The sequence below is a fragment of the Enterobacter cloacae complex sp. HYC080_NIDB genome (genome assembly GCF_056673325.1).
Map to the genome: position 1 here is coordinate 930,797 of NZ_CP114212.1, position 24,668 is coordinate 955,464.

The 24,668-nt window shown below is 55.7% G+C and carries 22 protein-coding genes; 14 read left to right on the plus strand and 8 right to left on the minus strand.

Going from position 1 to position 24,668, the window contains the following annotated elements; translation table 11 throughout:
* Window positions 1-48 precede the first annotated feature (48 nt).
* Window positions 49-1,146, plus strand: coding sequence for a murein transglycosylase A (gene mltA / locus O1723_RS04435; protein WP_014885070.1), 1,098 nt, complete (start codon window positions 49-51; stop codon window positions 1,144-1,146).
* A gap of 77 nt (window positions 1,147-1,223) precedes the next feature.
* Window positions 1,224-2,030 carry a tRNA cyclic N6-threonylcarbamoyladenosine(37) synthase TcdA gene (tcdA, locus tag O1723_RS04440; RefSeq protein ID WP_014885069.1) on the plus strand — a complete coding sequence of 269 codons (807 nt, stop codon included), beginning with the start codon at window positions 1,224-1,226 and terminating at the stop codon, window positions 2,028-2,030.
* On the opposite strand, the gene csdE is transcribed toward tcdA, so the two are convergent.
* On the minus strand, window positions 2,021-2,467 hold the full coding sequence (gene csdE, locus O1723_RS04445) for a cysteine desulfurase sulfur acceptor subunit CsdE (protein ID WP_014885068.1): 447 nt from the start codon (window positions 2,465-2,467) through the stop codon (window positions 2,021-2,023). The two genes, tcdA and csdE, sit on opposite strands and share 10 nt — an antisense overlap.
* Window positions 2,467-3,672, minus strand: coding sequence for a cysteine desulfurase CsdA (gene csdA, locus O1723_RS04450; RefSeq protein WP_014885067.1), 1,206 nt, complete (start codon window positions 3,670-3,672; stop codon window positions 2,467-2,469). The genes csdE and csdA overlap by 1 nt, the downstream gene beginning before the upstream one ends.
* Window positions 3,673-3,864: 192 nt before the next feature.
* Here csdA and O1723_RS04455 point away from each other — a divergent pair, with 192 nt between their 5' ends.
* The 4 genes from O1723_RS04455 to rlmM all read left to right on the plus strand — a co-directional run bounded on the left by O1723_RS04455 (window position 3,865) and on the right by rlmM (window position 6,887).
* Window positions 3,865-4,092, plus strand: a complete 228-nt coding sequence (locus O1723_RS04455; protein ID WP_008499648.1) for a YgdI/YgdR family lipoprotein — start codon at window positions 3,865-3,867, stop codon at window positions 4,090-4,092.
* 349 nt (window positions 4,093-4,441) lie between these two features.
* A complete protein-coding gene (gcvA, locus tag O1723_RS04460; RefSeq protein ID WP_014885066.1) occupies window positions 4,442-5,359 on the plus strand; it encodes a glycine cleavage system transcriptional regulator GcvA in 918 nt (305 codons plus the stop codon).
* 39 nt (window positions 5,360-5,398) lie between these two features.
* Complete coding sequence (locus O1723_RS04465) at window positions 5,399-5,794, plus strand: DUF423 domain-containing protein (RefSeq protein WP_014885065.1); 396 nt, start codon at window positions 5,399-5,401, stop codon at window positions 5,792-5,794.
* Entirely contained in the window at window positions 5,787-6,887 is a 1,101-nt protein-coding gene (gene rlmM, locus O1723_RS04470; protein ID WP_014885064.1) for a 23S rRNA (cytidine(2498)-2'-O)-methyltransferase RlmM, read from the plus strand. The genes O1723_RS04465 and rlmM overlap by 8 nt, the downstream gene beginning before the upstream one ends.
* 60 nt (window positions 6,888-6,947) lie before the next feature.
* Here rlmM and xni read toward each other — a convergent pair whose 3' ends face one another.
* The 5 genes from xni to queF form a co-directional block, all read right to left on the minus strand.
* Window positions 6,948-7,703: a flap endonuclease Xni gene (xni, locus tag O1723_RS04475; protein WP_023337708.1), complete on the minus strand. Its 756-nt coding sequence runs from the start codon at window positions 7,701-7,703 to the stop codon at window positions 6,948-6,950.
* Window positions 7,704-7,815: 112 nt separating this feature from the next.
* On the minus strand, window positions 7,816-9,183 hold the full coding sequence (sdaB, locus tag O1723_RS04480) for an L-serine ammonia-lyase II (protein WP_014885062.1): 1,368 nt from the start codon (window positions 9,181-9,183) through the stop codon (window positions 7,816-7,818).
* 65 nt (window positions 9,184-9,248) lie between these two features.
* Window positions 9,249-10,544, minus strand: coding sequence for an HAAAP family serine/threonine permease (locus tag O1723_RS04485; protein ID WP_014885061.1), 1,296 nt, complete (start codon window positions 10,542-10,544; stop codon window positions 9,249-9,251).
* Window positions 10,545-11,058: 514 nt separating this feature from the next.
* The gene (ppnN, locus tag O1723_RS04490; RefSeq protein ID WP_014885060.1) at window positions 11,059-12,423 is read right to left on the minus strand and encodes a nucleotide 5'-monophosphate nucleosidase PpnN; all 1,365 of its coding nucleotides are present in this window, start codon (window positions 12,421-12,423) and stop codon (window positions 11,059-11,061) included.
* A gap of 115 nt (window positions 12,424-12,538) precedes the next feature.
* Window positions 12,539-13,381 carry an NADPH-dependent 7-cyano-7-deazaguanine reductase QueF gene (gene queF / locus O1723_RS04495; protein ID WP_014885059.1) on the minus strand — a complete coding sequence of 281 codons (843 nt, stop codon included), beginning with the start codon at window positions 13,379-13,381 and terminating at the stop codon, window positions 12,539-12,541.
* Between the two features lie 69 nt (window positions 13,382-13,450).
* Between queF and syd the strand changes: the two genes are divergently transcribed.
* From syd to O1723_RS04535, 8 genes are all read left to right on the plus strand, one after another.
* The gene (syd, locus tag O1723_RS04500; RefSeq protein WP_014885058.1) at window positions 13,451-13,996 is read left to right on the plus strand and encodes a SecY-interacting protein; all 546 of its coding nucleotides are present in this window, start codon (window positions 13,451-13,453) and stop codon (window positions 13,994-13,996) included.
* Between the two features lie 630 nt (window positions 13,997-14,626).
* The gene (locus O1723_RS04505; RefSeq protein WP_023337705.1) at window positions 14,627-14,956 is read left to right on the plus strand and encodes a YqcC family protein; all 330 of its coding nucleotides are present in this window, start codon (window positions 14,627-14,629) and stop codon (window positions 14,954-14,956) included.
* On the plus strand, window positions 14,953-15,729 hold the full coding sequence (gene truC / locus O1723_RS04510) for a tRNA pseudouridine(65) synthase TruC (RefSeq protein WP_023337704.1): 777 nt from the start codon (window positions 14,953-14,955) through the stop codon (window positions 15,727-15,729). Before O1723_RS04505 ends, truC begins: the two co-directional genes overlap by 4 nt.
* A gap of 23 nt (window positions 15,730-15,752) precedes the next feature.
* The gene (locus O1723_RS04515; protein WP_023337703.1) at window positions 15,753-16,202 is read left to right on the plus strand and encodes a flavodoxin; all 450 of its coding nucleotides are present in this window, start codon (window positions 15,753-15,755) and stop codon (window positions 16,200-16,202) included.
* Window positions 16,203-16,496: 294 nt separating this feature from the next.
* Window positions 16,497-17,852 (plus strand): MFS transporter, encoded by a 1,356-nt coding sequence (locus O1723_RS04520; protein WP_023331203.1) that lies wholly within the window; start codon window positions 16,497-16,499, stop codon window positions 17,850-17,852.
* Window positions 17,852-19,192 (plus strand): enolase C-terminal domain-like protein, encoded by a 1,341-nt coding sequence (locus O1723_RS04525; protein WP_023337701.1) that lies wholly within the window; start codon window positions 17,852-17,854, stop codon window positions 19,190-19,192. The genes O1723_RS04520 and O1723_RS04525 overlap by 1 nt, the downstream gene beginning before the upstream one ends.
* Before the next feature lie 15 nt (window positions 19,193-19,207).
* Window positions 19,208-20,545, plus strand: a complete 1,338-nt coding sequence (gene gudD / locus O1723_RS04530) for a glucarate dehydratase (protein WP_248190687.1) — start codon at window positions 19,208-19,210, stop codon at window positions 20,543-20,545.
* Between the two features lie 77 nt (window positions 20,546-20,622).
* On the plus strand, window positions 20,623-21,762 hold the full coding sequence (locus O1723_RS04535; RefSeq protein ID WP_014885051.1) for a glycerate kinase: 1,140 nt from the start codon (window positions 20,623-20,625) through the stop codon (window positions 21,760-21,762).
* Window positions 21,763-21,859: 97 nt separating this feature from the next.
* Here the strand turns inward: O1723_RS04535 and barA are convergent, their stop codons facing one another.
* Entirely contained in the window at window positions 21,860-24,619 is a 2,760-nt protein-coding gene (gene barA, locus O1723_RS04540) for a two-component sensor histidine kinase BarA (protein WP_014885050.1), read from the minus strand.
* Between the last annotated feature and the right edge of the window lie 49 nt (window positions 24,620-24,668).

The following is a 24,668-nucleotide window of genomic DNA, read 5'->3' on the forward strand; positions in this document are numbered from 1 at the left end:
TTTGTTATCTTCATCACGCGGAAATGGGCAACTTAAAGACGAGATATAATGAAAGGACGTTGGGCGAAGTATCTGATGGCAGGCGCAATGGTAGCGATTCTTGCGGCCTGCTCTTCCAAACCGACCGATCGCGGTCAACAGTATAAAGACGGGAAGTTATCCCAGCCTTTCTCTTTAGTTAATCAGCCTGATGCTGTCGGTGCTCCGATCAACGCCGGCGATTTCTCCGAGCAGGTTTACCAGATCCGCAATGCGTCGCCGCGTCTGTATGGCACTCAGAGTAGCGTGTACAACGCCGTCCAGGACTGGCTGAAAGCAGGCGGTGATACGCGCAACATGCGCCAGTTTGGTATTGACGCCTGGCAGATGGAAGGGGCGGATAACTACGGCAACGTCCAGTTCACAGGGTATTACACGCCCGTGATTCAGGCGCGACACACGCGCCAGGGTGAGTTCCAGTATCCTATCTACCGTATGCCGCCAAAACGCGGTCGTCTGCCTTCTCGTGCAGAGATCTACGCGGGTGCGCTGAGCGAAAACTACGTTCTGGCTTACAGCAACTCCCTGATGGATAACTTCATCATGGACGTTCAGGGCAGTGGCTACATCGATTTTGGCGACGGTTCGCCGCTTAACTTCTTCAGCTATTCCGGTAAAAACGGCCACGCCTATCGCAGTATTGGTAAGGTGCTGATCGACCGCGGTGAAGTGAAGAAGGAAGATATGTCGATGCAGGCGATCCGCGAGTGGGGCGAAAAGCACAGTGAAGCCGAGGTGCGTGAACTGCTGGAGCAGAACCCGTCGTTCGTCTTCTTTAAACCGCAAAACTTCGCGCCGGTGAAGGGGGCGAGTGCCGTTCCGCTGATTGGCCGTGCGTCGGTGGCATCGGATCGTTCTATTATTCCTGCGGGTACCACGCTGCTGGCGGAAGTCCCGCTGCTGGACAACAACGGTAAATTCAACGGTCAGTATGAGCTGCGTCTGATGGTGGCGCTGGATGTGGGCGGGGCGATTAAAGGCCAGCACTTCGATATTTATCAGGGCATTGGTCCGGATGCTGGCCACCGTGCGGGCTGGTATAACCACTACGGACGCGTGTGGGTGCTGAAGGCCGCACCGGGTACCGGAAACGTATTCAGCGGTTGATTGTGGTATTCTGAGCGCAATACGGATTACTTGTTCAGGGTGAGGAAGAACCTCACCCTTTTTACATCTGAGGTTTTATGTCTGTGGTAATCAGCGATGCCTGGCGTCAGCGTTTTGGCGGCACGGCACGTCTCTATGGTGAAAAAGCCCTGCAGCTGTTTGCGAATGCGCATGTCTGCGTCGTGGGCATTGGTGGTGTGGGGTCGTGGGCGGCAGAGGCGCTGGCGAGAACCGGTATTGGCGCAATCACGCTGATTGATATGGATGACGTTTGCGTCACCAATACCAACCGTCAAATCCATGCCCTTCGTGATAACGTCGGCCTGGCGAAGTCTGAAGTGATGGCGGAACGCATTCGTCTCATTAACCCGGAATGTCGCGTGACGGTGATCGACGACTTTGTCACGGCAGATAACGTCGCGGAGTACATGAGTAAAGGATACAGCTATGTGATTGACGCTATCGACAGCGTGCGTCCCAAAGCGGCGCTGATCGCCTACTGCCGTCGCTACAAGGTGCCGCTGGTCACGACGGGCGGCGCGGGCGGGCAAATCGATCCGACGCAAATCCAGGTCGCCGACCTGGCGAAAACCATTCAGGATCCGCTGGCGGCAAAGCTGCGTGAACGCCTGAAAAGCGACTTTAACGTGGTGAAGAACAGCAAAGGCAAGCTGGGCGTTGACTGCGTGTTCTCAACCGAAGCGCTGGTCTATCCCCAGGCGGATGGGTCGGTCTGCGCAATGAAAAGTACGGCGGAAGGACCCAAACGTATGGATTGCGCCTCAGGGTTTGGGGCGGCCACCATGGTAACCGCTTCCTTTGGCTTTGTGGCGGTTTCTCACGCCCTGAAAAAGATGATGGCGAAGGCGGAACGTCAGGCCTGAGCCTGACGTGCTGCGTCCAGTACCGCGTCACTGAGCGCGATCAGACCCTGACCGCGTGAGGCGCTGAGCTGCGCGCGCAGCCCGAGCTCATCGAAGAACATTAGCGGCGAATGTGCTAACAATTCTGCCGCGCTTTTCCCTTCCACTGCGGTTAACAGAACCGCCAGCAGCCCGCGCACGATACGGCCTTCGCTGTCGCCGAAGAAGTGAAGCTTCTCCCCGGATACGCTAAACCCGAGCCAGACGCGGTTCTCGCAGCCAGCGATCTCTTTCGCCTGCGCTTTAAGATCGTCTGAAAGCGTGGGGAGCTGCTTGCCCAGCAGGATCAGCTGACGATATTTGTCCTCCCACTGCGTGAGGGGAGCGAAGGTCTGTTTTAAGGTCTCTTCTGTGATGACCGTGCCGAACGGATGTCCGGCTAACGCTGCTTGAGTCATTAATCCACCAGTATTTCAAGGGCGCGGTCAACGGCGCTAATCAGTGCCTCGACATCGCTTTGAGTATTATACGGCGCAAACGAGGCGCGCAGGGTGCCGCTCACGCCGAGCGCTGCCAGAAGCGGCTGGGCGCAGTGCTGTCCTGCCCGCAGGGCAATGCCGTACCCGGCCAGCAGCGTCACCATGTCGCTATGATGAACGCCTGCGAAATCAAAGGCGAGCAGGCTCGAGTCTTGTACGCGGAACGAGCGGAAACCGGGGCGTTTTTTAAGTTCTTCTTCTGCCAGCGTCGCCAGGCCGCGGCTCCAGCTCTCCGCCTGAACAATGTCTGTTTCAGTCAGCCACTCCAGCGCAGCGCTTAAGCCAATCACGCCCGCCACGTTTGGCGTACCGGCTTCCAGACGATAAGGTACATCCTGCGTTTTGAAGCCGTCGAATGTCACCTCGGTAATCATTTTGCCGCCCCCGAGCCACGGCGTCATTTGCGTCAGCCGTTCCGGCTTGCCGTAGAGTGCGCCAATGCCGGTTGGCCCGTAGAGCTTATGTCCGGAGAAGGCATAGAAGTCGATATCAAGCGCCTGCACATCAGCCGGGAAATGCACTACCCCCTGCGCCCCGTCGACCATCACCACCATACCGCTGGCATGGGCAATCTCAATAGCGCGGGCCAGATCCGGGCAGCCACCGGTGACGTTGGACATCTGCCCCAACGCCAGGATGCGGCTGCGTGGGGTAATCAGCTCGGGCAAACGTGCCACATCAGGCAGGAAGTCTGCACCCAACGGAAGTTTGACAATCTGAGCCCCCGTTTGCTCGGCCACCATCAGCCACGGCACCAGGTTAGCGTGGTGTTCCGCCTCGCTGACGATGATTTCATCTCCTGCCTGCAGCCGTGGGCGGGCATAGCACTGAGCCACCATATTAATGGCTTCGGTCGTGCCGCGCGTCCAGACGATACTTTTTCCGCTTTCAGCATTGATCAGGCGTGCAACCTGATCGCGTGCGGCTTCGTAGCGCGCGGTTAAGCGCTGCGCTTCGGCAAACTGACTGCGATGCACGTTCCCGGCGCTCAGGCTGTAGAACTGCTGCGTCGCGTCAATCACCGCCTGGGGCTTCAAAGCGGTGGCGGCGCTATCAAGGTAAACACCGGCATCGGCCAGCGCCGGGAACTGTGCGCGAAACTGCGCAGGACTGAAAGCGTTCATGGGACTCCTCATATCAATAACGCGATCGTCGCGCAATTTCAGCGGCAGGGCAAGGAGGTTGATATCTATCAGATTCGTCTGCTTATCCTGGCGACCTCGCAAAAGCAGGTTATGCTAAATAGTGTTAGGCGGATGTTTTAGCCTGTTATAAATCGAGGTTTGAATAGCATTAATTGCTAAAGGAGAATAATCATGAATAAGACAGCTGCAATCATTTCTGCCTGTGCGTTTACTTTTGCCCTGAGCGCCTGTTCTGGTAACAACTACGTGATGCATACCAACGATGGTCGTTCCATCGTTTCGGAAGGGAAACCGACAACCGATAACGATACCGGGATGATTTCGTATAAAGATGCGAACGGGAACAAGCAGCAGATCAACCGCACGGACGTGAAAGAGATGAAAGAGATCGAGCATTAACCGATCGCAGGCGAAAAAAAAGCACCGCAAGTTGGCGGTGCTACATTAATCACTATGGACAGACAGGGTAAATGTACAGGAAGTGAAAAATTGGTAGCGTTGCTACCGTGGTCTGAATCGCAGACCAATTGCAAACACAACAACACAACATCACAACCGTAAGCCAAAAGCCCTTCAGAACACGCATTCCGAAAAAAGCTCTTCGTTCCGGCTCAGGAAGTGCCGCCACTATAGGTATTTGCTGGTAGTTCCTCAACGGACAAATTATAATGGCTCAGATAAAAAAAACTAATAGGTTAAACGTTGTTTCCTATTTGTTAAATTCAGTTAACATCTAAGCCAGATAACCATGTCAAAGCGATTGCCACCCCTTAATGCATTACGCGTTTTTGATGCAGCAGCACGTCACCTCAGCTTCACCCGTGCGGCAGATGAGCTTTTTGTGACACAGGCCGCAGTAAGTCACCAAATCAAGTCTCTGGAGGATTTCCTGGGCCTTAAGCTATTTCGTCGACGCAATCGTTCATTGCTGTTGACTGAAGAGGGGCAGAGCTATTTTCAGGATATTAAAGAGATTTTTTCCCAGCTCACGGAAGCCACGCGCAAGCTGCAGGCCCGCAGTGCAAAAGGTGCCCTGACTGTCAGTTTATTGCCCAGTTTTGCCATTCAGTGGCTGGTGCCAAGACTCTCAAGCTTTAACTCAGCTTATCCGGGGATCGACGTTCGAATCCAGGCGGTGGATCGTCAGGAAGACAAGCTGGCCGATGATGTGGATGTCGCCATTTTTTACGGTCGAGGTAACTGGCCGGGCTTGCGTGTCGAGAAATTATACGCAGAATATCTGCTGCCGGTCTGCTCGCCTCTGCTGTTAACGGGCGATAAAGCGCTGAAGACCCCCGCTGACCTGGCGCAGCATACGCTTTTACATGATGCCTCTCGCCGCGACTGGCAAACGTATACCCGTCAATTAGGTCTAAGTCATATAAACGTGCAGCAGGGGCCCATTTTTAGCCACAGTGCGATGGTGCTACAGGCTGCCATTCACGGGCAGGGCGTGGCGTTGGCTAACAACGTGATGGCGCAGTCCGAAATTGAGGCAGGCCGTCTGGTTTGCCCGTTTAATGACGTACTGGTCAGCAAAAATGCATTTTATCTGGTTTGTCATGACAGTCAGGCAGAACTGGGTAAAATAGCCGCCTTCCGGCAGTGGATACTGGCAAAGGCGGCAAGCGAGCAAGAGAAATTCCGCTTCAGGTATGAACAATAACGTTTGTGTGCCGGGCACGCATTAATTCAGGACTTAAACATGACCAGCCGATTCATGCTTATTTTTGCCGCGGTGAGTGGCTTTATTTTTGTTGCACTGGGCGCCTTTGGCGCACATGTATTGAGTAAGTCGTTGGGTGCTGTCGAGATGGGCTGGATCCAGACCGGCCTTGAATACCAGGCGTTCCATACGCTGGCTATTTTCGGACTGGCGGTGGCGATGCAGCGTCGGATCAGCATCTGGTTTTACTGGAGCAGCGTTTTTCTGGCGCTGGGTACTGTGCTGTTCAGCGGCAGCCTCTACTGTCTGGCACTTTCACATCTGCGCCTGTGGGCGTTTGTTACACCCGTCGGCGGCGTCAGCTTCCTGGTGGGGTGGGTATTAATGTTTATCGGAGCTATCCGTCTGAAACGCAAGGGCGTTGTTCATGAATAAAGTTGTTTTATATTGTCGCCCGGGGTTTGAGAAAGAGTGCGCCGCGGAAATTACCGATAAAGCGGCGAAGCGCGACGTCTTCGGCTTTGCCCGCGTGAAAGAGAATGCGGGCTATGTGGTCTTTGAATGCTATCAGCCCGAAGATGCGGATAAGCTGGCGCGCGAACTGCCGTTTAGCTCGTTGATCTTCGCTCGTCAGATGTTTGTGGCGGGTGAGCTGTTGAAAGACCTTCCCCCGGAAGACCGCATCACGCCAATTGTCGGCATGCTGCAGGGCGTAGTGGAGAAGGGCGGCGATCTGCGCGTGGAAGTGGCGGATACTAACGAAAGTAAAGAGCTGATGAAGTTCTGCCGCAAATTTACCGTGCCGCTGCGCGCGGCGCTGCGTGATGCGGGCGTGCTGACGAACTACGAAACGCCGAAGCGTCCGGTAGTACACATCTTCTTTATCGCTCCGGGCTGCTGTTATGCCGGCTATTCGTATACCAACAATAATTCGCCATTCTATATGGGGATCCCGCGTCTGAAGTTCCCGTCGGATGCACCGAGCCGCTCAACCCTGAAGCTGGAAGAGGCCTTCCACGTCTTTATCCCGGCCGATGAGTGGGACGAGCGTCTGGCTAACGGTATGTATGCCGTCGATCTTGGCGCGTGCCCGGGCGGCTGGACCTATCAGCTGGTGAAACGCAATATGTGGGTATCGTCTGTTGATAACGGCCCAATGGCGCAAAGCCTGATGGACACCGGGCAGGTAACCTGGCTGCGTGAAGACGGTTTCCGCTATCGTCCGACCCGTAACAACATCTCCTGGATGGTGTGCGACATGGTTGAGAAGCCAGCAAAAGTGGCCGCGCTGATGGCCTCCTGGCTGGTGAACGGCTGGTGCCGCGAGACCATTTTCAACCTCAAGCTGCCGATGAAAAAGCGCTACGAGGAGGTCTCCCAGAACCTGGCCTACATCCAGGCGCAACTGGATGAGCACGGTATTAACGTGGAGATCCAGGCACGTCAGCTATATCACGATCGCGAAGAGGTGACGGTACATATTCGTCGCTGGTGGGCGGCAGTAGGCGGGCGTCGCGACGAGCGATAGCGCGCGCTTTGTTTTGCCCGGTGGCGCTGTGCTTGCCGGGCCAACAAAACCGTGAACCGTTTAACGCTCTAACCGCAACTGCTGCAAGTTCCCGTCCAGCTGTAAATCCGTCTGTAACGTCGCCACATCCCGACAGATAAACGCCATCTCTTTGTGCGCCTCCAGCTTTTTGCGCCATTTTTCCGGCACGTCATCCAGCCTGGCGTATATCCCCTCCAGACTCTGAAAATCTGTCAGCAGCTGGGCGGCGCTCTTCGGCCCGATGCCCGCGACCCCCGGTACCTTCGAGCTGCTTATCCCCGCCAGTCCCCAGTAGTCAGGCAGTTGATCTGGTGAGACGCCAAACTCGCTGGCAATAAATGGCGCGTCCAGCCAGCGTTTCTGGAAGTAATCGCGGATGCGGATGGTGGGAGAGAGAAGCTGGCAGTAGCCTTTGTCCGTTGAAACGATAGTGGCCTGATGTCCGGCACTCGCTACCTTGACCGCAAGCGTCGCGGCCAGATCGTCCGCTTCGTTGCCGTGCGCGCCCCAGCATGGAACGCCGCGTTGTTCAAAGGCCGCGCGAATAACGGGCATTTCGGCATGCAGGTCGTCCGGCATCGGCGCGCGTCCGGCCTTGTAGTCAGGGAGACGCTGGTGTCGCCAGCCGCTGTTCCGCGCTTCGTCATCAAACACCGCTACTGCATGGGTAGGTTCGCTATGGCGAATAAGCTGCTCCAGCGCGTGCAGGCAAGTGTCCTTACAGGGCGTGCCCTGTACCGCATGGATACGGCGAATCAGGTTGAGCGCGTCGACGATAAGTAAATGAACAGCCACAGATAATCTCCCTTAAAGCTAATGGGTAAAGGGTATCACTGTCAGCGGGTTGAAACGAATAGCGTGAGGGAAAACAGGAAGAAGCCTCGCAAAACGAGGCTTCCTGAGAGGCTTAATCGCAGGTCACGATCTTCATCGCCAGGCCGCCGCGAGAGGTTTCGCGGTATTTGGCGTTCATATCTTTGCCGGTTTCGTACATGGTTTCGATAACTTTATCGAGACAGACGCGCGGTTCGCTGGTGCGGCGCAGGGCCATACGTGCCGCGTTCACCGCCTTCACGGAGGCGATCGCGTTACGCTCGATGCACGGTACCTGTACCTGCCCGGCAACCGGGTCACAGGTCAGACCCAGGTTATGCTCCATGCCGATTTCCGCCGCAATGCACACCTGAGCCGGGCTCGCGCCCAGCAGTTCAGCCAGACCCGCCGCCGCCATGGAGCAGGCCACGCCGACTTCACCCTGGCAGCCCACTTCCGCACCGGAAATCGACGCGTTCATCTTATACAGAGAACCAATCGCGCTGGCGACCAGCAGGTAGCGCGCCAGAGAGTTGGCGTTGACCTCACGGATAAACTTGTCGTAGTACGCCAGCACGGCCGGAACGATACCGCATGCGCCGTTGGTCGGCGCGGTGACCACGCGGCCCCCTGCGGCGTTCTCTTCATTCACCGCCAGGGCAAACATGTTAATCCAGTCCACGACGGCCATGGGGTCGGTAGTCGTTTTGTCGGTGCTCACCAGCATACGGCGCAGCGCCGCCGCACGACGCGGTACGCGAAGCTTGCCAGGCAGAACGCCTTCGGTAGTGATCCCGCGCTCAATACCGCCGCGCATCACTTCCCAGACGCTGGTGAAGTGCTGTTCAAGTTCCTCTTTGCTGTGAAGGGCCAGCTCGTTTTTCATCATCAGACCAGAGAGGGAAAGCCCCGTCTCCTGGCAGTGACGCTGAAGATCCGCCGCCGTTTTGTACGGATACGGCACTTCAACAGAAGAGGTACTGGTTTGACCAAAGTGGTCTTCGTCGACGATAAAACCGCCGCCGATAGAGTAATACGTCTGGCTGTAAACCGCTTTGTCGCCGGCCAGCGCGGTAATGCGCATGCCGTTTTCGTGCAGCGACAGGTTGTCCGCATGGAAATTCATGCAATGGTCAACCGGGAATTCAACCTCATGCTCACCGTTCGCCAGCAGCAAACGACCGTGGGTGTTCACATCTTGGATGAAGCCAGGGATCGCATCAATATCAACGGTATCCGGCAGGTTCCCCGCCAGGCCCATGATAATGGCGATATCGGTATGGTGGCCTTTCCCGGTCAGAGAAAGGGAACCGTAAACATCGACAACCACGCGGGTAACGTCATGCAAGATGCCGCGTGCAATCAAGTCGTCCGTGAACTGCTTACCGGCTTTCATTGGTCCGACGGTGTGAGAGCTGGAAGGACCAATACCGATTTTGAAGATATCGAATACGCTAATCATGATGCGTCCATTGCTTTCAGTCAGAGAGGGAGGAGTGCGCCGTCCGAAGACGGCGCGGGTGACAATCAGAACATGGTGTACAGGGAGTAGAAGATCGCAGAGATAGCGATAAGACCCATGATAACCACGAAGACATTACTCACATGGCCGCTGTACTTACGCATGGCTGGCACTTTCTGAATCGCATACATCGGCATCAGGAACAGAATCATCGCGATGACCGGGCCACCCAGCGTTTCAATCATACCCAGGATGCTTGGGTTCAGGGTCGCTACCGCCCAGGTGGTGAGCAGCATGAACAGCGCAGTGATTTTATTCAGCTTGCTGATTTCAATGCTCTTGCCTTTACCACGCAGAGATTTAATCACCATACCGTTGAAGCCTTCGCGTGCGCCCAGGTAGTGGCCCAGGAAGGATTTGGTGATGGCGATCATCGCGATGATCGGTGCCATCCACGCAATCAGCGGTGCGTTAAAGTGGTTCGCCAGGTAAGACAGAATAGAGATGTTCTGATCTTTCGCTGCCGCCAGGTCTGCCGGGGAGAGGCTCAGTACGCAGCTGAAGACGAAGAACATCACGGTCAGCACCATCATGATGTGAGCGCGAGCCAGGATGCTGGAGCACTTCTTCTCAGCGCCATTACCGTACTCTTCACGTTTCGCCACCGCGAAAGAGGAGATGATCGGGGAGTGGTTGAAGGAGAAGACCATGACCGGGATTGCCAGCCACAGGGTCATCAGCAGGCCGTTACCGGTTGCAGACGCGCTGCTCAGGGACAGCGTTTCCAGTGCGGCACCGTTCCACTGTGGGATCAGGTAGCAGGCCAGCAGCATCAGTGCAGCGACAAACGGGAATACCAGCACGCTCATGGCTTTCACAATCATCTGCTCACCGAAGCGCACGATGGTCATCATGCCGACAATCAGGATCAGAGACAGGATGGCACGCGGTGGTGGCGTCATGTGCAGCTGGTGCAACATGAAGCTTTCAACGGTGTTGGTGATGGCCACGCTGTAAACCAGCAGGATGGGATAAATCGCGAAGAAGTAGAGCAGGGTAATCAGTTTACCTGCACCCACGCCGAAGTGTTCTTCAACAACTTCGGTGATGTCTTCGCCCGGGTTTTTACCGGACAGCACGAAGCGAGTCAGACCGCGGTGTGCGAAGTAGGTCATCGGGAAGGCGATGATGGCCATGATGATCAGCGGAATCAGACCGCCGACGCCTGCGTTGATAGGAAGAAACAGTACACCAGCGCCGATTGCTGTACCGTAAAGGCCAAGCATCCACATGGTATCCGTTTTGCGCCAACCACTTCGGGATTCAATCGAAGCAACGGTGCTGGTTTGAGTGGTTTCCATCTATATCTCCTGGAGGAAGCAAATTGTCAGGTTTCTAGTCAAATCCGATGAAAAAGTGCCTGACGGTAATATGAAATTCGTTCAGTGACGGTTTTTTAATAATTTTCGCCCGTAACTATTGGCGGGCGGAAAGATACATTCTCGTTATGAATCTATCAGTGATCCTGATCCCAAATGCAATAATCCACTTATGAAGTGGGCATCTTTAGACCATTTATCTGTTAAAAAAACATCAAAGAGAATTTACGCGCGCGCAGGCTATCACCAACGACATGTAAGCTAAAAGGGCGGCCCGCGAGATAGGTGTCTTTTGCTGTAAAGAAATGGCTTTTTAGGATTTTCTGGCGGGTAATTTAGATTAAGGCTGATAATTTGCGGTTGCTAATGCGAGGTAATCGTTTGCGTTTGCGGCGAGTTTGTTAAAGACATAAGTGATATCTATGAATTGATTCGGTAATAAAAAAGCCGTGACGCACAACAGGGCGTCCCGGCTTTAACGACAACAGACCAACGGTTACGTGCAGATTTCGTAGCACGGAATATAGGCTGAGCCCGGCAACTTCATACGGTGTTGGGCCACAAAGCCCTGAAGCATGTCATCCATGCGACGCATCATCTCCCGGTCACCGTGGATCTTGTACGGACCATACTGCTCAATCGCGCGAATGCCCATCTCTTTCACGTTCCCCGCGACAATCCCGGAGAAGGCGCGACGCAGATCGGCAGCCAGCACTTCCACCGGCTGGTCCGGGTAGAGTTTGAGGTTCGCCATATTTTCATGGGTAGGCTCAAACGGGATCTGTAGATCGGGCGCAATACGAATTGACCAGTTGAAGCTGTACGCATCGCCGGTATCACGACGATTCTCTTTCACCAGCGGCATCGCTTTTTTCATCTGACGCGCCACTTCCGCCGCGTCATCGATGATGATGCGGTAGTGACGACGCGCGGTTTCTCCCAGCGTATGCACGATAAACTCGTCCAGCACGCGGAAGTAGTCTGCGCTCTCTTTTGGCCCGGTCAGGATCAGCGGCAGAACCTGATCTTTGTTGGCCGGGTTCATCAGAATACCCAGCAGATAGAGCAGCTCTTCCGCCGTGCCCACGCCGCCCGGGAAGATGATAATACCGTGCGCGATACGGACAAACGCCTCCAGGCGTTTCTCGATATCCGGCATGATAATCAGCTCGTTCACCAGTGGGTTAGGCGGCTCAGCGGCAATGATTGACGGCTCGGTCATGCCGATAAACCGACCCTCTTTGTAACGCTGCTGCGCATGACCCACCGCGGCACCTTTCATTGGCGCTTCCATTGCCCCAGGACCACAGCCGGTACAGATATTCAGCTCACGCAGGCCAAGCTGCGTTCCTACCCGGCGGGCATAGAGATATTCGGTTTCGTTAATCGAGTGACCGCCCCAGCAGACCACCATGTTCGGGGCTTCGCCAACGTGCAGGGCACGTGCGTTGCGCAGAATAGAGAATACCAGGTTGGTAATATGGACCGAGCTTTCCAGATCGAGATGCTGGAAACGGCCTGCGTTGTGGATCTGCCCGTTAACAAACAGGATGTCACGCAGTACGGCAAATAGGTTGGCCTGAAGGGAACGAATGATACGCCCGTCAACAAAGGCCTCTTCTGGCGGGTTGATCACTTCCAGTTTCACGCCGCGCTCGCGGCGCAGCACGTTGATATCAAAGCTTTCGAAGCGGGACAGCAGTTCTTTACTGTTATCTGTCAGGCTTCCGGAGTTCAGTACGGCAAGTGAACAGTTACGAAACAATTGATACAAATCGCTGCTGGCCGTGCGTTTAAGCATGTCCACTTCCAGCTGCGACAACATATCCATTGAGCCAAGCGGGCTAATATGTGTAATCAAGTGAGCTCCTTATGGGACGATTATCGTCATTCCCTTTGATTACAATAGCCCTGGCGTGTGAGGTTTCACAACACTTCGGGCGGAATACCGCCCGCATATTGTGAAAAAATTTATATTATTGACGTACCAGGCGACCCGTCGCTGGCACAAAATCAGTGTTGGTGCGCCACGGGTTAATGTCCAGCCCACCACGTCGGGTATAGCGCGCGTAAACGCTCAACTTCTCTGGCTGGCAGAAACGCTGGATATCACTAAAGATTCGCTCCACGCACTGCTCGTGGAATTCGTTGTGATGGCGGAACGACACCAGATAGCGCAGCAGCTTTTCGCGATCGATTTTCGGGCCGCGATACTGGATCTGTACCGAACCCCAGTCCGGCTGGTGGGTAATCAGACAGTTGGACTTCAGCAGATGGCTGACCAGCGTCTCTTCAACCACCTTGCCGCTCGCCGCGTTTTCGAGGTAATCGGCGCTGAATTCATAATTCTCCACCTCGATATCCTGATCGTCAATGCAGGTTCCGTTGAAGTGGGCGATCGGCTGCCCTTCCAGTTCGTGCAGGCGATATAGCGAAACGCTGACCTGACCCTGAGCACAGGCGGTTAAATCGCGTTCCAGCGTCTGCTGAACCTCATCCCAGTGATTAAATTTGGTCTGGTTGAAACTGTTGAGATAGAGCTTAAAGCTCTTGGATTCCACCAGATTCTGGCTGGCGTAATCCAGCTCAACGTGTCCGACCGCCACCTGCGGCAGGCCGCGCGCGTTGAGCCAGGAGATTTCATACAGCGTCCAGATATCGCCGCCCACGAACGGCAGCGCGTCCGCGTGCAATCCCAGAGGATCGCGGTTCAGGCTGCGCGGCACACCCTGCAGCAGGCTTGCATCGTAGGTATCGCGGTAATCGGTCGATTTACCCAGCGTTAAGCCGGTTAACGCCTGATGATTTTCGTAAGACATGTTTCATAGCCACTTTACAGGTACACTTATGGGCTGAGTTTATCCTGTCTTACAAGAAGAGAGAAATCGGTGGACATCGAAACTGCAAATGCCCTTACTACCTTCACGACCCGCTATTGCGATGCGTGGCATGAAAAGCATGGAACGTGGCCGCAAAGTGCTGAATTATATGGCGTACCGTCACCGTGCATTATCTCTTCTCAGGATGATTATGTTATCTGGCAGCCGAAGCCGAGTAACGCCGGGCAAAATGTAAATGCGGTTGAACGGGCTATGGAGATTGTGGTACAACCAGCGGTTCACGCGTTTTATGTCACGCAATTTGCAGGGGATATGCCCGCTCGCTTGGGTGATTTGACGCTGACGCTGTTGCAGACCTGGAGCGAAGACGATCTGCAGCGTGTTCAGGAAAACCTGATTGGTCATCTGGTCACGCAAAAACGCCTTAAGCTTTCTCCGACGCTCTTTATTGCTACGCTCGACAGTGACCTGGATGTGATTTCCGTCTGTAACCTGTCTGGCGAAGTGATTAAAGAGACCATCGGCACCCGCAATCGCGAGACCCTCGCCCCTTCACTTGCGGATTTCCTTACCCGACTTGAGCCTCTTCTGTAATCCATAATGCTACAGCGCGTGTGAGAGATCTCTTACAAGGTTTGTGAGAGATCGCTGGAACATTCAGTATTACCTCATTTAATTAAGATTAATATCACGCTGTTTTTCAATGGATTAGCTGTTTATCGCAGCTTTTATAGGGCTTTCTTACGTCTTACAACGCTCCCCTGGTGGGTTGTAAGACGAAGCGGAATAGCGGATTCTATCTCTGTCGACAGGACGCCGACACGAGAAACGAACATCAGGATGATGGCGTTTCTTACTCAGGACACGTCAGGATGACGCTGCAGGAAGGCTTCAGGATGAAGCAAAGGGATAACGCAGGACGCGTAAGGGACACCTCCAGGAAGGAGAACGAGAGCCGAACAGGACGGTCGGTGGGTCAGGAAGGCCAGGACGTTTCAGGATGAAACAAGCACGTCAGGAAGATGTGTGCAGGATGCGAAAGGTAGACGGATGACCAGCCCTTCGGGCATCAGGAAAAGTTGTCACGGATGAGCAGGGAGCACGAATTGTAGCTGGAATGCTGCGGAACGAACCGGGAGCACTGTTTTTACAGTGCTCCCTTTTTTATTTCTGCCTCCCGCAATGCTATGCTGCGCGCCGTTCACTTTTTCAGTTGAGGTTACCATGACGCAACACGATAGCATTCGTGCTCAGTTGCACGCCATCGAAGCCCTTTTGCGCCAACATCAGCTGTGGCAAGAGACCGCGCCGCAGCCGGAAGCGTTCGCCAGCACCCAGCCATTTTGTCTGGATACCCTGGCCCCGTTCGAGTGGCTCCAGTGGGTGTTAATTCCGCGCATGCACGCGCTGCTGGAAGGCGGTCATCCGCTGCCGCAGGCGTTTGCGGTCTCTCCCTATTATGAAATGGCCATTGAGGCGACGCACCCTGCGCGCGCGGTCATGCTGGTTGAGCTGGAAAAACTGGATGCCCTGTTTGCCGGTGAAGATGCATGACGCTTGAGATCCTCTATCAGGACGAGTGGCTGGTGGCGGTGAATAAACCGTCTGGCTGGCTGGTGCACCGCAGCTGGCTGGATCGCGACGAGAAAGTGGTCGTGATGCAGACCGTACGCGACCAGATTGGTCAGCATGTTTTTACCGCCCATCGTCTCGACAGACCGACCTCCGGCGTGCTGCTTATGGGGCTTTCCAGCGAGGCGGGACGTCTGCTGTCTCAGCAGTTCGAACAGCACCAGATCCAGAAACGCTACCACGCGATCGTGCGCGGCTGGCTGACGGACGCCGCCACGATCGACTATCCGCTGGTAGAGGAGCTGGATAAAATCGCCGATAAATTTGCCCGCGATGACAAAGGCCCGCAGCCTGCCGTGACGGATTATCGCGGCATGGCGACCACGGAAATGCCGGTGGCAACCAGCAAATTCCCCACTACGCGCTACAGCCTGGTTGAGCTTTTGCCCAAAACCGGGCGTAAACACCAGCTGCGACGCCATCTTGCGCACCTGCGCCACCCGATTATTGGCGACAGCAAGCACGGCGATCTGCGCCAGAATCGCAGCGCGGCCGAGCATTTTGGCTGTAACCGACTGATGTTACACGCCAGCGAGCTTAGCCTGACCCACCCGTTTACCGGCGAACCGCTGAATATCCGTGCAGGGCTGGACGATGTCTGGATGCAGGCGCTGTCACAGTTTGGCTGGCTGGGGCAACTCCCCGAAAATGAAAGGGTTGAGTTTGTATCTGGCAACGTCCAGGATGAACAGTAAACGCATTCATAGGGAAAAATATCATGGCTGAAGTAGGCATTTTTGTCGGCACTATGTACGGCAACTCACTGCTGGTAGCGGAAGAGGCTGAGGCGATTCTGGCAAGCCAGGGCCATAAAGCCACGGTCTATGAAGACCCGGAACTGGCAGACTGGGAAAAGTACAAAGATAAATACATTCTGGTGGTGACGTCCACTACCGGGCAGGGCGATCTGCCGGACAGCATCGTGCCACTTTTCCAGGGCATTAAAGACCAGCTTGGCTATCAGCCGGACGTTCACTACGGCATCATTGCCCTGGGCGATAGCTCTTACGCAAACTTCTGCGGCGGCGGCAAGCAGTTTGATGCGCTCCTGCAGGAACAGAGCGCCCAGCGCGTCGGCGAGATGCTGCTGATTGATGCCGGTGAGCATCCTGAACCGGAAAGCGAATCGAACCCGTGGGTCGAGCAGTGGGCTACGCTCCTGAAATAGTTTTCCAGGCCGGGTCAGGCGAAGCCGCCACCCGGCAATACACCCCGCACCAAACCTCAATTCCGTGAACCACCTTCCACTTGCCTGGGCTTATGCCATAAACAACCGCTCGCACACCCTTTAATACTGTGTTTTTGCACGGTGAGAGAACGTGTCACTCCTTCATATACTTTTCCGGTCACTTATAAAACGGCTTCAGGCCGTACCAAAACGACAAAACACATCTCATTCTGATTACCCTACCGGTGCTGTACAGAATGAACCAGGCGAAAGCTATGTTTCAGGAGTGCAACAATGAGTACATTAAGCCACGCAGCGAGCAGCGCTGAGAAGCGCACGAATGCCCGCTACTGGATAGTGGTGATGCTGTTTATCGTCACATCCTTTAACTATGGTGACCGCGCCACGCTGTCGATTGCCGGCTCTGAAATGGCAAAAGATATCGGCCTTGATCCGGTGGGCATGGGTTACGTTTTCTCCGCATTCTCATGGGCCTACGTCATCGGGCAAATTCCAGGCGGCTGGCTTCTGGACCGTTTTGGCTCTAAACGTGTCTATTTCTGGTCCATCTTTATCTGGTCTGCATTTACCCTTTTGCAGGGCTTTGTCGATGTTTTCAACGGTTTTGGCATTATCGTCGCGCTCTTTACGCTGCGCTTCCTGGTAGGTCTGGCAGAAGCGCCTTCCTTCCCGGGGAACAGCCGTATTGTCGCGGCCTGGTTCCCGGCGCAGGAGAGGGGAACGGCGGTGGCGATTTTTAACTCCGCCCAATATTTCGCCACGGTGATCTTCGCACCCATTATGGGCTGGCTGACGCACGAAGTGGGCTGGTCGCACGTCTTCTTCTTTATGGGCGGGCTAGGGATCATCATTAGCTTCGTCTGGCTGAAAGTGATCCACGAACCGAATCAGCATCCTGGCGTAAACAAGAAAGAGCTGGAGTACATTGCGGAAGGTGGCGCGCTGATCAACATGGATCAGAAGTCTGGGAAAGTAAAAGTCCCGTTCAGCCAGAAATGGGCGCAGATCAAACAGCTTGTCGGTACGCGGATGATGATCGGCATCTATCTGGGCCAGTACTGTATCAACGCGCTAACCTACTTTTTCATCACCTGGTTCCCGGTGTATCTGGTGCAGGCGCGAGGGATGTCGATCCTGAAAGCGGGATTTGTTGCTTCGGTCCCGGCGATCTGCGGCTTTATCGGTGGCGTGCTCGGCGGGGTGATATCCGACTGGCTGATGCGCCGCACCGGATCGCTGAACATCGCGCGTAAAACGCCGATTGTGCTCGGCATGCTGCTCTCCATGACTATGGTGTTCTGCAACTACGTCAGCGCCGAGTGGATGGTTATCGGCTTTATGGCGATGGCCTTCTTCGGCAAAGGCATTGGCGCACTGGGCTGGGCGGTGATGGCGGATACCGCGCCAAAAGAGATCAGCGGCCTGAGCGGCGGTCTTTTCAACATGTTTGGCAACATTTCCGGGATTGTTACGCCAATCGCGATTGGCTACATCGTTGGTACGACGGGCTCATTCAACGGTGCACTGATCTACGTCGGCGTGCATGCGCTGGTGGCAGTCCTGAGTTACCTGGTGCTGGTGGGGGATATCAAACGTATTGAACTCAAACCCGTAGTGGAGCGTGGCTGATGACAACGCAATCAAGCCCCATCGTGACTGAAATGAACGTTATTCCCGTGGCCGGGCAGGACAGCATGCTGCTCAATATTGGCGGCGCGCACAATGCGTGGTTTACCCGCAATATCGTGGTGTTGACTGATAGCGCAGGAAATACTGGCGTGGGTGAGGCGCCTGGTGGGGAGGTGATCTACCAGACCCTGGTCGATGCACTTCCGCAGGTGGTGGGCCAGGAGGTTGCCCGCCTGAACAAGGTGGTTCAACGGGTGCATAAGGGTAATCAGTCGGCAGATTTTGATACCTTCGGTAAAGGAGCCTGGACGTTTGAGCTGCGCGTCAACGCGGTGGCCGCGCTGGAGGCCGCCCTGCTTGATTTACTGGGTAAGGCGCTGAATGTCCCGGTCTGCGAGCTGCTGGGGCCGGGCAAACAGCGTGATGCCGTCACCGTGCTTGGCTATCTGTTCTACGTGGGCGATCGCACGAAAACCGATCTCCCCTATCTGGCGCAATCACCGGGTAACCACGACTGGTATCAGCTGCGCCACCAGCAAGCCCTTACCCGCGACGCGGTGGTCCGCCTGGCCGAGGCGGCTCAGGATCGCTACGGCTTCAAAGATTTCAAGCTCAAGGGTGGCGTGCTGCCCGGTGAGCAGGAGATTGAAACCGCCCGGGCGTTGAAAAAACGTTTCCCGGAGGCGCGTATCACCGTTGACCCTAACGGCGCCTGGCTGCTGGAGGAAGCCATCAGCCTGTGCAAAGGTCTGGGAGACGTGCTGACCTACGCAGAAGACCCGTGTGGCGCGGAGCAGGGCTTCTCTGGCCGTGAAGTCATGGCCGAATTCCGCCGTGCCACCGGCTTACCGGTCGCCACCAATATGATTGCCACTAACTGGCGCGAAATGGGGCATGCGGTGATGCTGAACGCCGTCGATATTCCGCTGGCGGACCCGCACTTCTGGACGCTCTCCGGCGCGGTGCGTGTGGCGCAGCTGTGCGATGACTGGGGACTGACCTGGGGCTGCCACTCCAACAATCACTTCGACATTTCGCTGGCGATGTTTACCCACGTTGGCGCCGCGGCACCGGGAAACCCGACCGCTATCGACACCCACTGGATTTGGCAGGAAGGCGAAGCCCGCCTGACGAAAAATCCGCTGGAAATCAAACATGGCAAGATTGCCGTTCCCGATTCGCCGGGCCTGGGCGTGGAACTTGACTGGGATCGTGTCCACAAAGCCCATGAGGCGTATAAAAAGCTACCGGGCGGTGCGCGTAATGACGCAGGCCCGATGCAATACCTTATTCCCGGCTGGACATTTGACCGTAAGCGCCCTGTTTTTGGACGTCACTGATAAAAGGATTACACGATGAGTACTTTTACGACCCCTGTCGTCACTTCCATGCAAATCATTCCGGTCGCGGGTCATGACAGCATGCTGATGAACCTGAGCGGGGCACATGCACCGTTCTTTACCCGCAATATTGTCATTATCAAAGACAATGCCGGCCATACCGGTGTGGGTGAAATTCCGGGCGGGGAGAAGATCCGTAAAACGCTGGAGGATGCCATTCCGCTGGTGGTGGGCAAAACGCTGGGTGAGTACAAAAATGTCCTCAACACCGTGCGCAACACCTTTGCCGACCGCGATGCGGGTGGCAGGGGGCTGCAAACCTTCGATCTGCGAACCACCATCCACGTGGTAACCGGGATTGAAGCCGCAATGCTGGACTTGCTGGGCCAGCACCTGGGCGTTAACGTCGCCTCGCTGCTGGGTGAGGGGCAGCAGCGTTCAGAAGTAGAAATGCTTGGCTATCTGTTCTTTGTCGGCAATCGCACACTGACGCCGCTGCCGTACCAAAGCCAGACGAAGGAAGCATGCGACTGGTACCGGCTGCGCCATGAAGAGGCGATGACCCCGGATGCGGTGGTGAGGCTGGCGGAAGCGGCATACGAAAAATATGGCTTCAATGATTTCAAACTGAAAGGCGGCGTGCTGGCGGGTGAAGAAGAGGCAGAGGCCATTTCCGCGCTGGCAAAACGTTTCCCACAGGCGCGCGTGACGCTTGATCCAAACGGTGCATGGTCGCTTGATGAAGCGATCAAAATAGGTAAACAGCTCAAAGGTGTGCTGGCGTATGCCGAGGATCCCTGCGGGGCCGAGCAAGGTTTCTCGGGCCGCGAAGTGATGGCGGAATTCCGTCGCGCCACGGGGCTGCCGACCGCGACCAATATGATTGCCACCGACTGGCGTCAGATGGGGCATACCCTGTCATTACAATCCGTCGATATTCCGCTGGCTGACCCGCACTTCTGGACGATGCAGGGCTCGGTCCGCGTGGCGCAGATGTGCCATGAGTTTGGCCTGACCTGGGGATCGCATTCTAATAACCACTTCGACGTGTCGCTGGCAATGTTTACCCACGTTGCCGCCGCCGCACCGGGCACCATTACCGCTATCGACACTCACTGGCTCTGGCAGGAGGGGAATCAGCGTCTGACCAAAGCGCCGTTTGAGATAAAAGGTGGCATGGTGCAGGTGCCTTCAACGCCGGGATTGGGCATTGAGCTCGATATGGACCAGGTGATGAAAGCGCACGAGCTTTATCAGAAACACGGTCTGGGCGCGCGGGACGACGCGATGGCGATGCAGTATCTGATCCCCGACTGGACATTCGACAATAAACGTCCGTGCATGGTACGATAAACGCACTGGGACCGCTCCCATTGGCGGTTCTTTACGTGGTGTATGCTTAACGTAACGACTATGCGTAAGGATGGCTTATGAAAATTGTTATCGCACCGGACTCGTATAAGGAAAGTTTGAGTGCGCTTGAGGTTGCGACAGCGATAGAGCGCGGTTTTCGCGAGATCTTTCCCGAGGCGGTTTACGTCAAACTGCCGGTCGCGGATGGGGGAGAAGGCACCGTTGAGGCGATGATCGCGGCAACGCAGGGGCGAAGGGTACATGTCCCGGTGACCGGTCCCCTCGGCGAGCGGGTGGAAGGATTTTACGGGATTTCGGGTGACGAACAGAGCGCCTTTATTGAAATGGCGGCGGCAAGCGGTCTGGAACTGGTTGCGCCTTCGCAGCGCGATCCCCTGAAAACAACCTCCTGGGGCACAGGTGAACTTATCCGTCACGCGCTGGATGCGGGCGTTAAGCATATCATCATCGGTATCGGCGGTAGCGCCACCAATGACGGCGGGGCCGGGATGATGCAGGCGCTAGGTGCGAAGCTGCTCGACGCCAGTGAACAGCCGCTGGGGCAGGGCGGAGGCGAGCTGGGAAAACTCGCGCGTATCGACCTGAGCGGCCTGGACACGCGTCTGGCCGAGTGCCGGATTGAGGTCGCCTGCGACGTGACCAATCCTCTGGTTGGAAAGGATGGCGCGTCAGCCGTATTTGGCCCGCAAAAGGGGGCCACGCCTGAGATGATCATCACCCTGGACAATGCGCTTGCTCATTATGCGCGGATTATTGCCCGGGATCTGGATATGGATGTGCTAAACCTTGCTGGCGGTGGTGCGGCGGGGGGAATGGGCGCGGCGCTGTACGCTTTTTGCGGCGCACAGTTGCGCCAGGGCATTGAGATTGTAACCGATGCGCTGCACCTGGCCGACCAGGTGGCCGATGCAGATTTGGTTATCACCGGCGAAGGCCGCATCGACAGCCAGACGATCCACGGCAAAGTCCCGGTGGGGGTAGCGAAGGTCGCGAAACGCTTTAACAAACCCGTTATCGGGATTGCGGGCAGTCTGACTGCGGATGTTGGCGTGGTACACGATCACGGCATTGATGCGGTGTTTAGCGTGATTTACACCATCTGCTCGCTGGAAGATGCGCTGGAAAATGCCAGCGCGAATGTACAGATGACCGCCAGAAATATCGCGGCGGTGCTGAAAGTGGGGCAGGGAATGTAGTTCTCCCGCTCCCCGTGGGAGAGGGTTGGGGTGAGGGCATCAGGCCGCACCCGCAATCGTAGGCCCGGTAAGGCGAAGCCGCCACCGGGCTTTTATCTCAGCTCCCCAATACCTTCATCGCTTCACGCGTCACGTTATCCATTTCATCCAGCAGCTCCAGAAACTCAGGTTCCAGCTCCGATTCTGGCGTACCTGCGCGCAGTTGCTGCTCCAGCAGCTGGCAGAGATTTTTAAGCCGCGGTACGCCGCTATAGCCGCAGCTGCCGTGAAGCTTGTGGATGGCTTCCAGCAGTTCATCCGGGTGTTCCCCCACAAGCTGTTCTTCAACCTTATTACGAATCTCCGGCAGAAACGCGACCAGCATTTGCAGCATCTCGCGGGCTAAATCGGGTTTACCTGCCGCCTGACGCAGCGCAAGCTGCCAGTCAAAGGTTGCGTTTTGATTGACGGTAACCTCAACCGGCTCGCTGGAAACCGTGTAGCTTCCGCCAATATGTCCCGGCTTATAGCGTAACAGCAGGTTATGAAGCTTCTCTTCGTCGATAGGTTTCGCCAGATAATCATTCATCCCGGCGCTCAGTAACTTCTCTTTCTGACCGGCCATCGCATGCGCGGTGACCGCAATCACCGGTGTTTGCTGCTGATGTGGCAGCTGGTGGATCAACTCACAGGCCCGAATGCCATCCATGCCCGGCATCTGAATATCCATCAGAATTAAATCGAACTGCATCTGTTTGGCTTGTTCAACGGCCTGCGTGCCGCTGGTGCACAACTCCACATGCTGAACCTGATCTTCCAGCAACACGCCAATGAGCTTCAGGTTTGCCGGGTTGTCATCAACTGCCATCACGCTCATCGGCAGTTTTTGCTCGTCGTTAATCAGCGGAAGGGCATGTTGGCTAAGACGGCAATACTCCGTGAGGGCGGGCAGCAGGCGGGTGGCGGTGAGGGGTTTAAGCAGACACGCGGCTGCCCCGTCGTTTTTCAACTCCTCCGCGTTTATCTGAGCGTGACAGGGCAGCGCCAGCAGCAGATAGTCGGTCATCGACGCGGCTTTCGCCAGCCGCTCCTGCTGCATGGTCAGTTCGCCGGTGAACGTCACCGGAATGCCCATCAGCAGAATGTCGTAGTGCTCAACGGCAAGCGCCGAGAAGGTAGGGCTGTAGACTACCTCCAGAGGTGTAGTGCTTAAAATATCCAGCGTGCACTGCGCGGCCGCCGCGTTAGGCTCGACGTAGGCCAGACGCTTACCGTTCAGGCAGCTTGTCACCGGACCGTCGGTCAACGCGTTCGGATTGAGATCCAGGTTAATGTAGAACCAGAAGGTTGAACCGCGGTTTGGCTGGCTGTGGAAAGAGATATCGCCGCCCATCTCGTTTACCAGCCTCTGCGTAATCACCAGCCCCAGACCGGTACCGCCATGACGACGGGAGATACTGGCATCCGCCTGGCGGAACGCCTGGAACAGACGCGACTGATCGCGCTCGGGAATACCAATCCCGGTATCGCGGATCTGAACCTCAATCTGTACCTTGTTGTTACTGAGCGCGCGTTTTTCTACCAGAATGTCGATGTTGCCGCTTTCGGTGAATTTAATGGCGTTGCCAACAAGATTGGTAATGACCTGCTGAAGGCGCAGAGGATCGCCGATGACGTTATCCGGCACGTCGTTTTTGATGTTAAGCGTCAGTTCAAGGCCTTTGTCGTGTGACGAGTGGGCGAGAAGCGTGACCACTTCATCGAGCGTACCGCGCAGTGGGAACGGTATGCTCTCCAGAATAAGCTTGCCCGCCTCCAGCTTGGAGAAGTCCAGCACGTCGTTAATGATCGCCAGCAGGTTGTTGGCCGAACGTTCAATGGTGTGCAGGTGATCGCGCTGAGTCGGGTTAAGCTCGCTTTTCAGCGTCAGGCGGGTAAAGCCGATCACCCCATTGAGCGGCGTACGCAGCTCGTGCGACATATTGGCAAGGAATTCAGATTTAATCCGCGCCGCTTCCTGGGCGCGCTTTTTCGCCAGATCCAGCTCAACGTTCTGGATCTCCATCTGCTCCAGCGTTTCGCGCAGGTCAGATGTCGCCTGGTCAACGTTATGCTGCATCTCTTCGTGATAGGCCGCCAGCGACATGGCCATAGAGTTGATGCCGTTTTTCAGCATATCCAGCTCGCCCAGCATAAAACCTTCTACGCGGCTGTCGAGCTGTCCCCGGCGGATGCGGTCAACAGTATTGACCATATTGCGGATGGGGCCCGTTACGTCGCGCATCAGGCGCCAGCCGAAGATCAGTGCAATACCAATACAGAACAGCATCATCACGCCAGAGATAAAAATCTCTTTGTACTGCTGTAGCCGGACTGATTTGAGATCCAGCTCCAGCGCCACGTATCCCAGCATGTTATTGCTGGATTTGGCGTCAGATTGCGCAGACTCGTCGGGGGAATAACTTTCCGACACGATCGGCGTGCGCAGGATCATGATATCGCCGCGCCGCAGTACGGTGAGATGGCGCGGGAAAGGTGTACCGTCCGGGATTTTCAGGGCCGCCGGATCGAGATGAAAATTCGAGGTGACAAACAGGCGGTTATGTTCGTCGTAGACGGAAATGGCGCGTACGATGTCCGAGTGGCGTCGGTGGAGCACGCTGATTAACTGCCCAATGGATTCGCGGTTTTGCAGGTTCATCCCGTACTCGCTTGAGACGGCGAGCGGTTCGATGATGCTGGCGCCTGCATCCTCCAGCTGTCGCTGCAAATCGTTATAGCGGTGCACCACAAAGAAGATACTCAGCAGCAAACCGATGAGAACGGTGGGGGCGAGGATCAAAATCATCATGCGCGCGCGCAGGCTGTAGTTGGTCATGGCGTTCCGTTATGGGACAATTAAGATAATTATGTTTATGTGAGAAAAA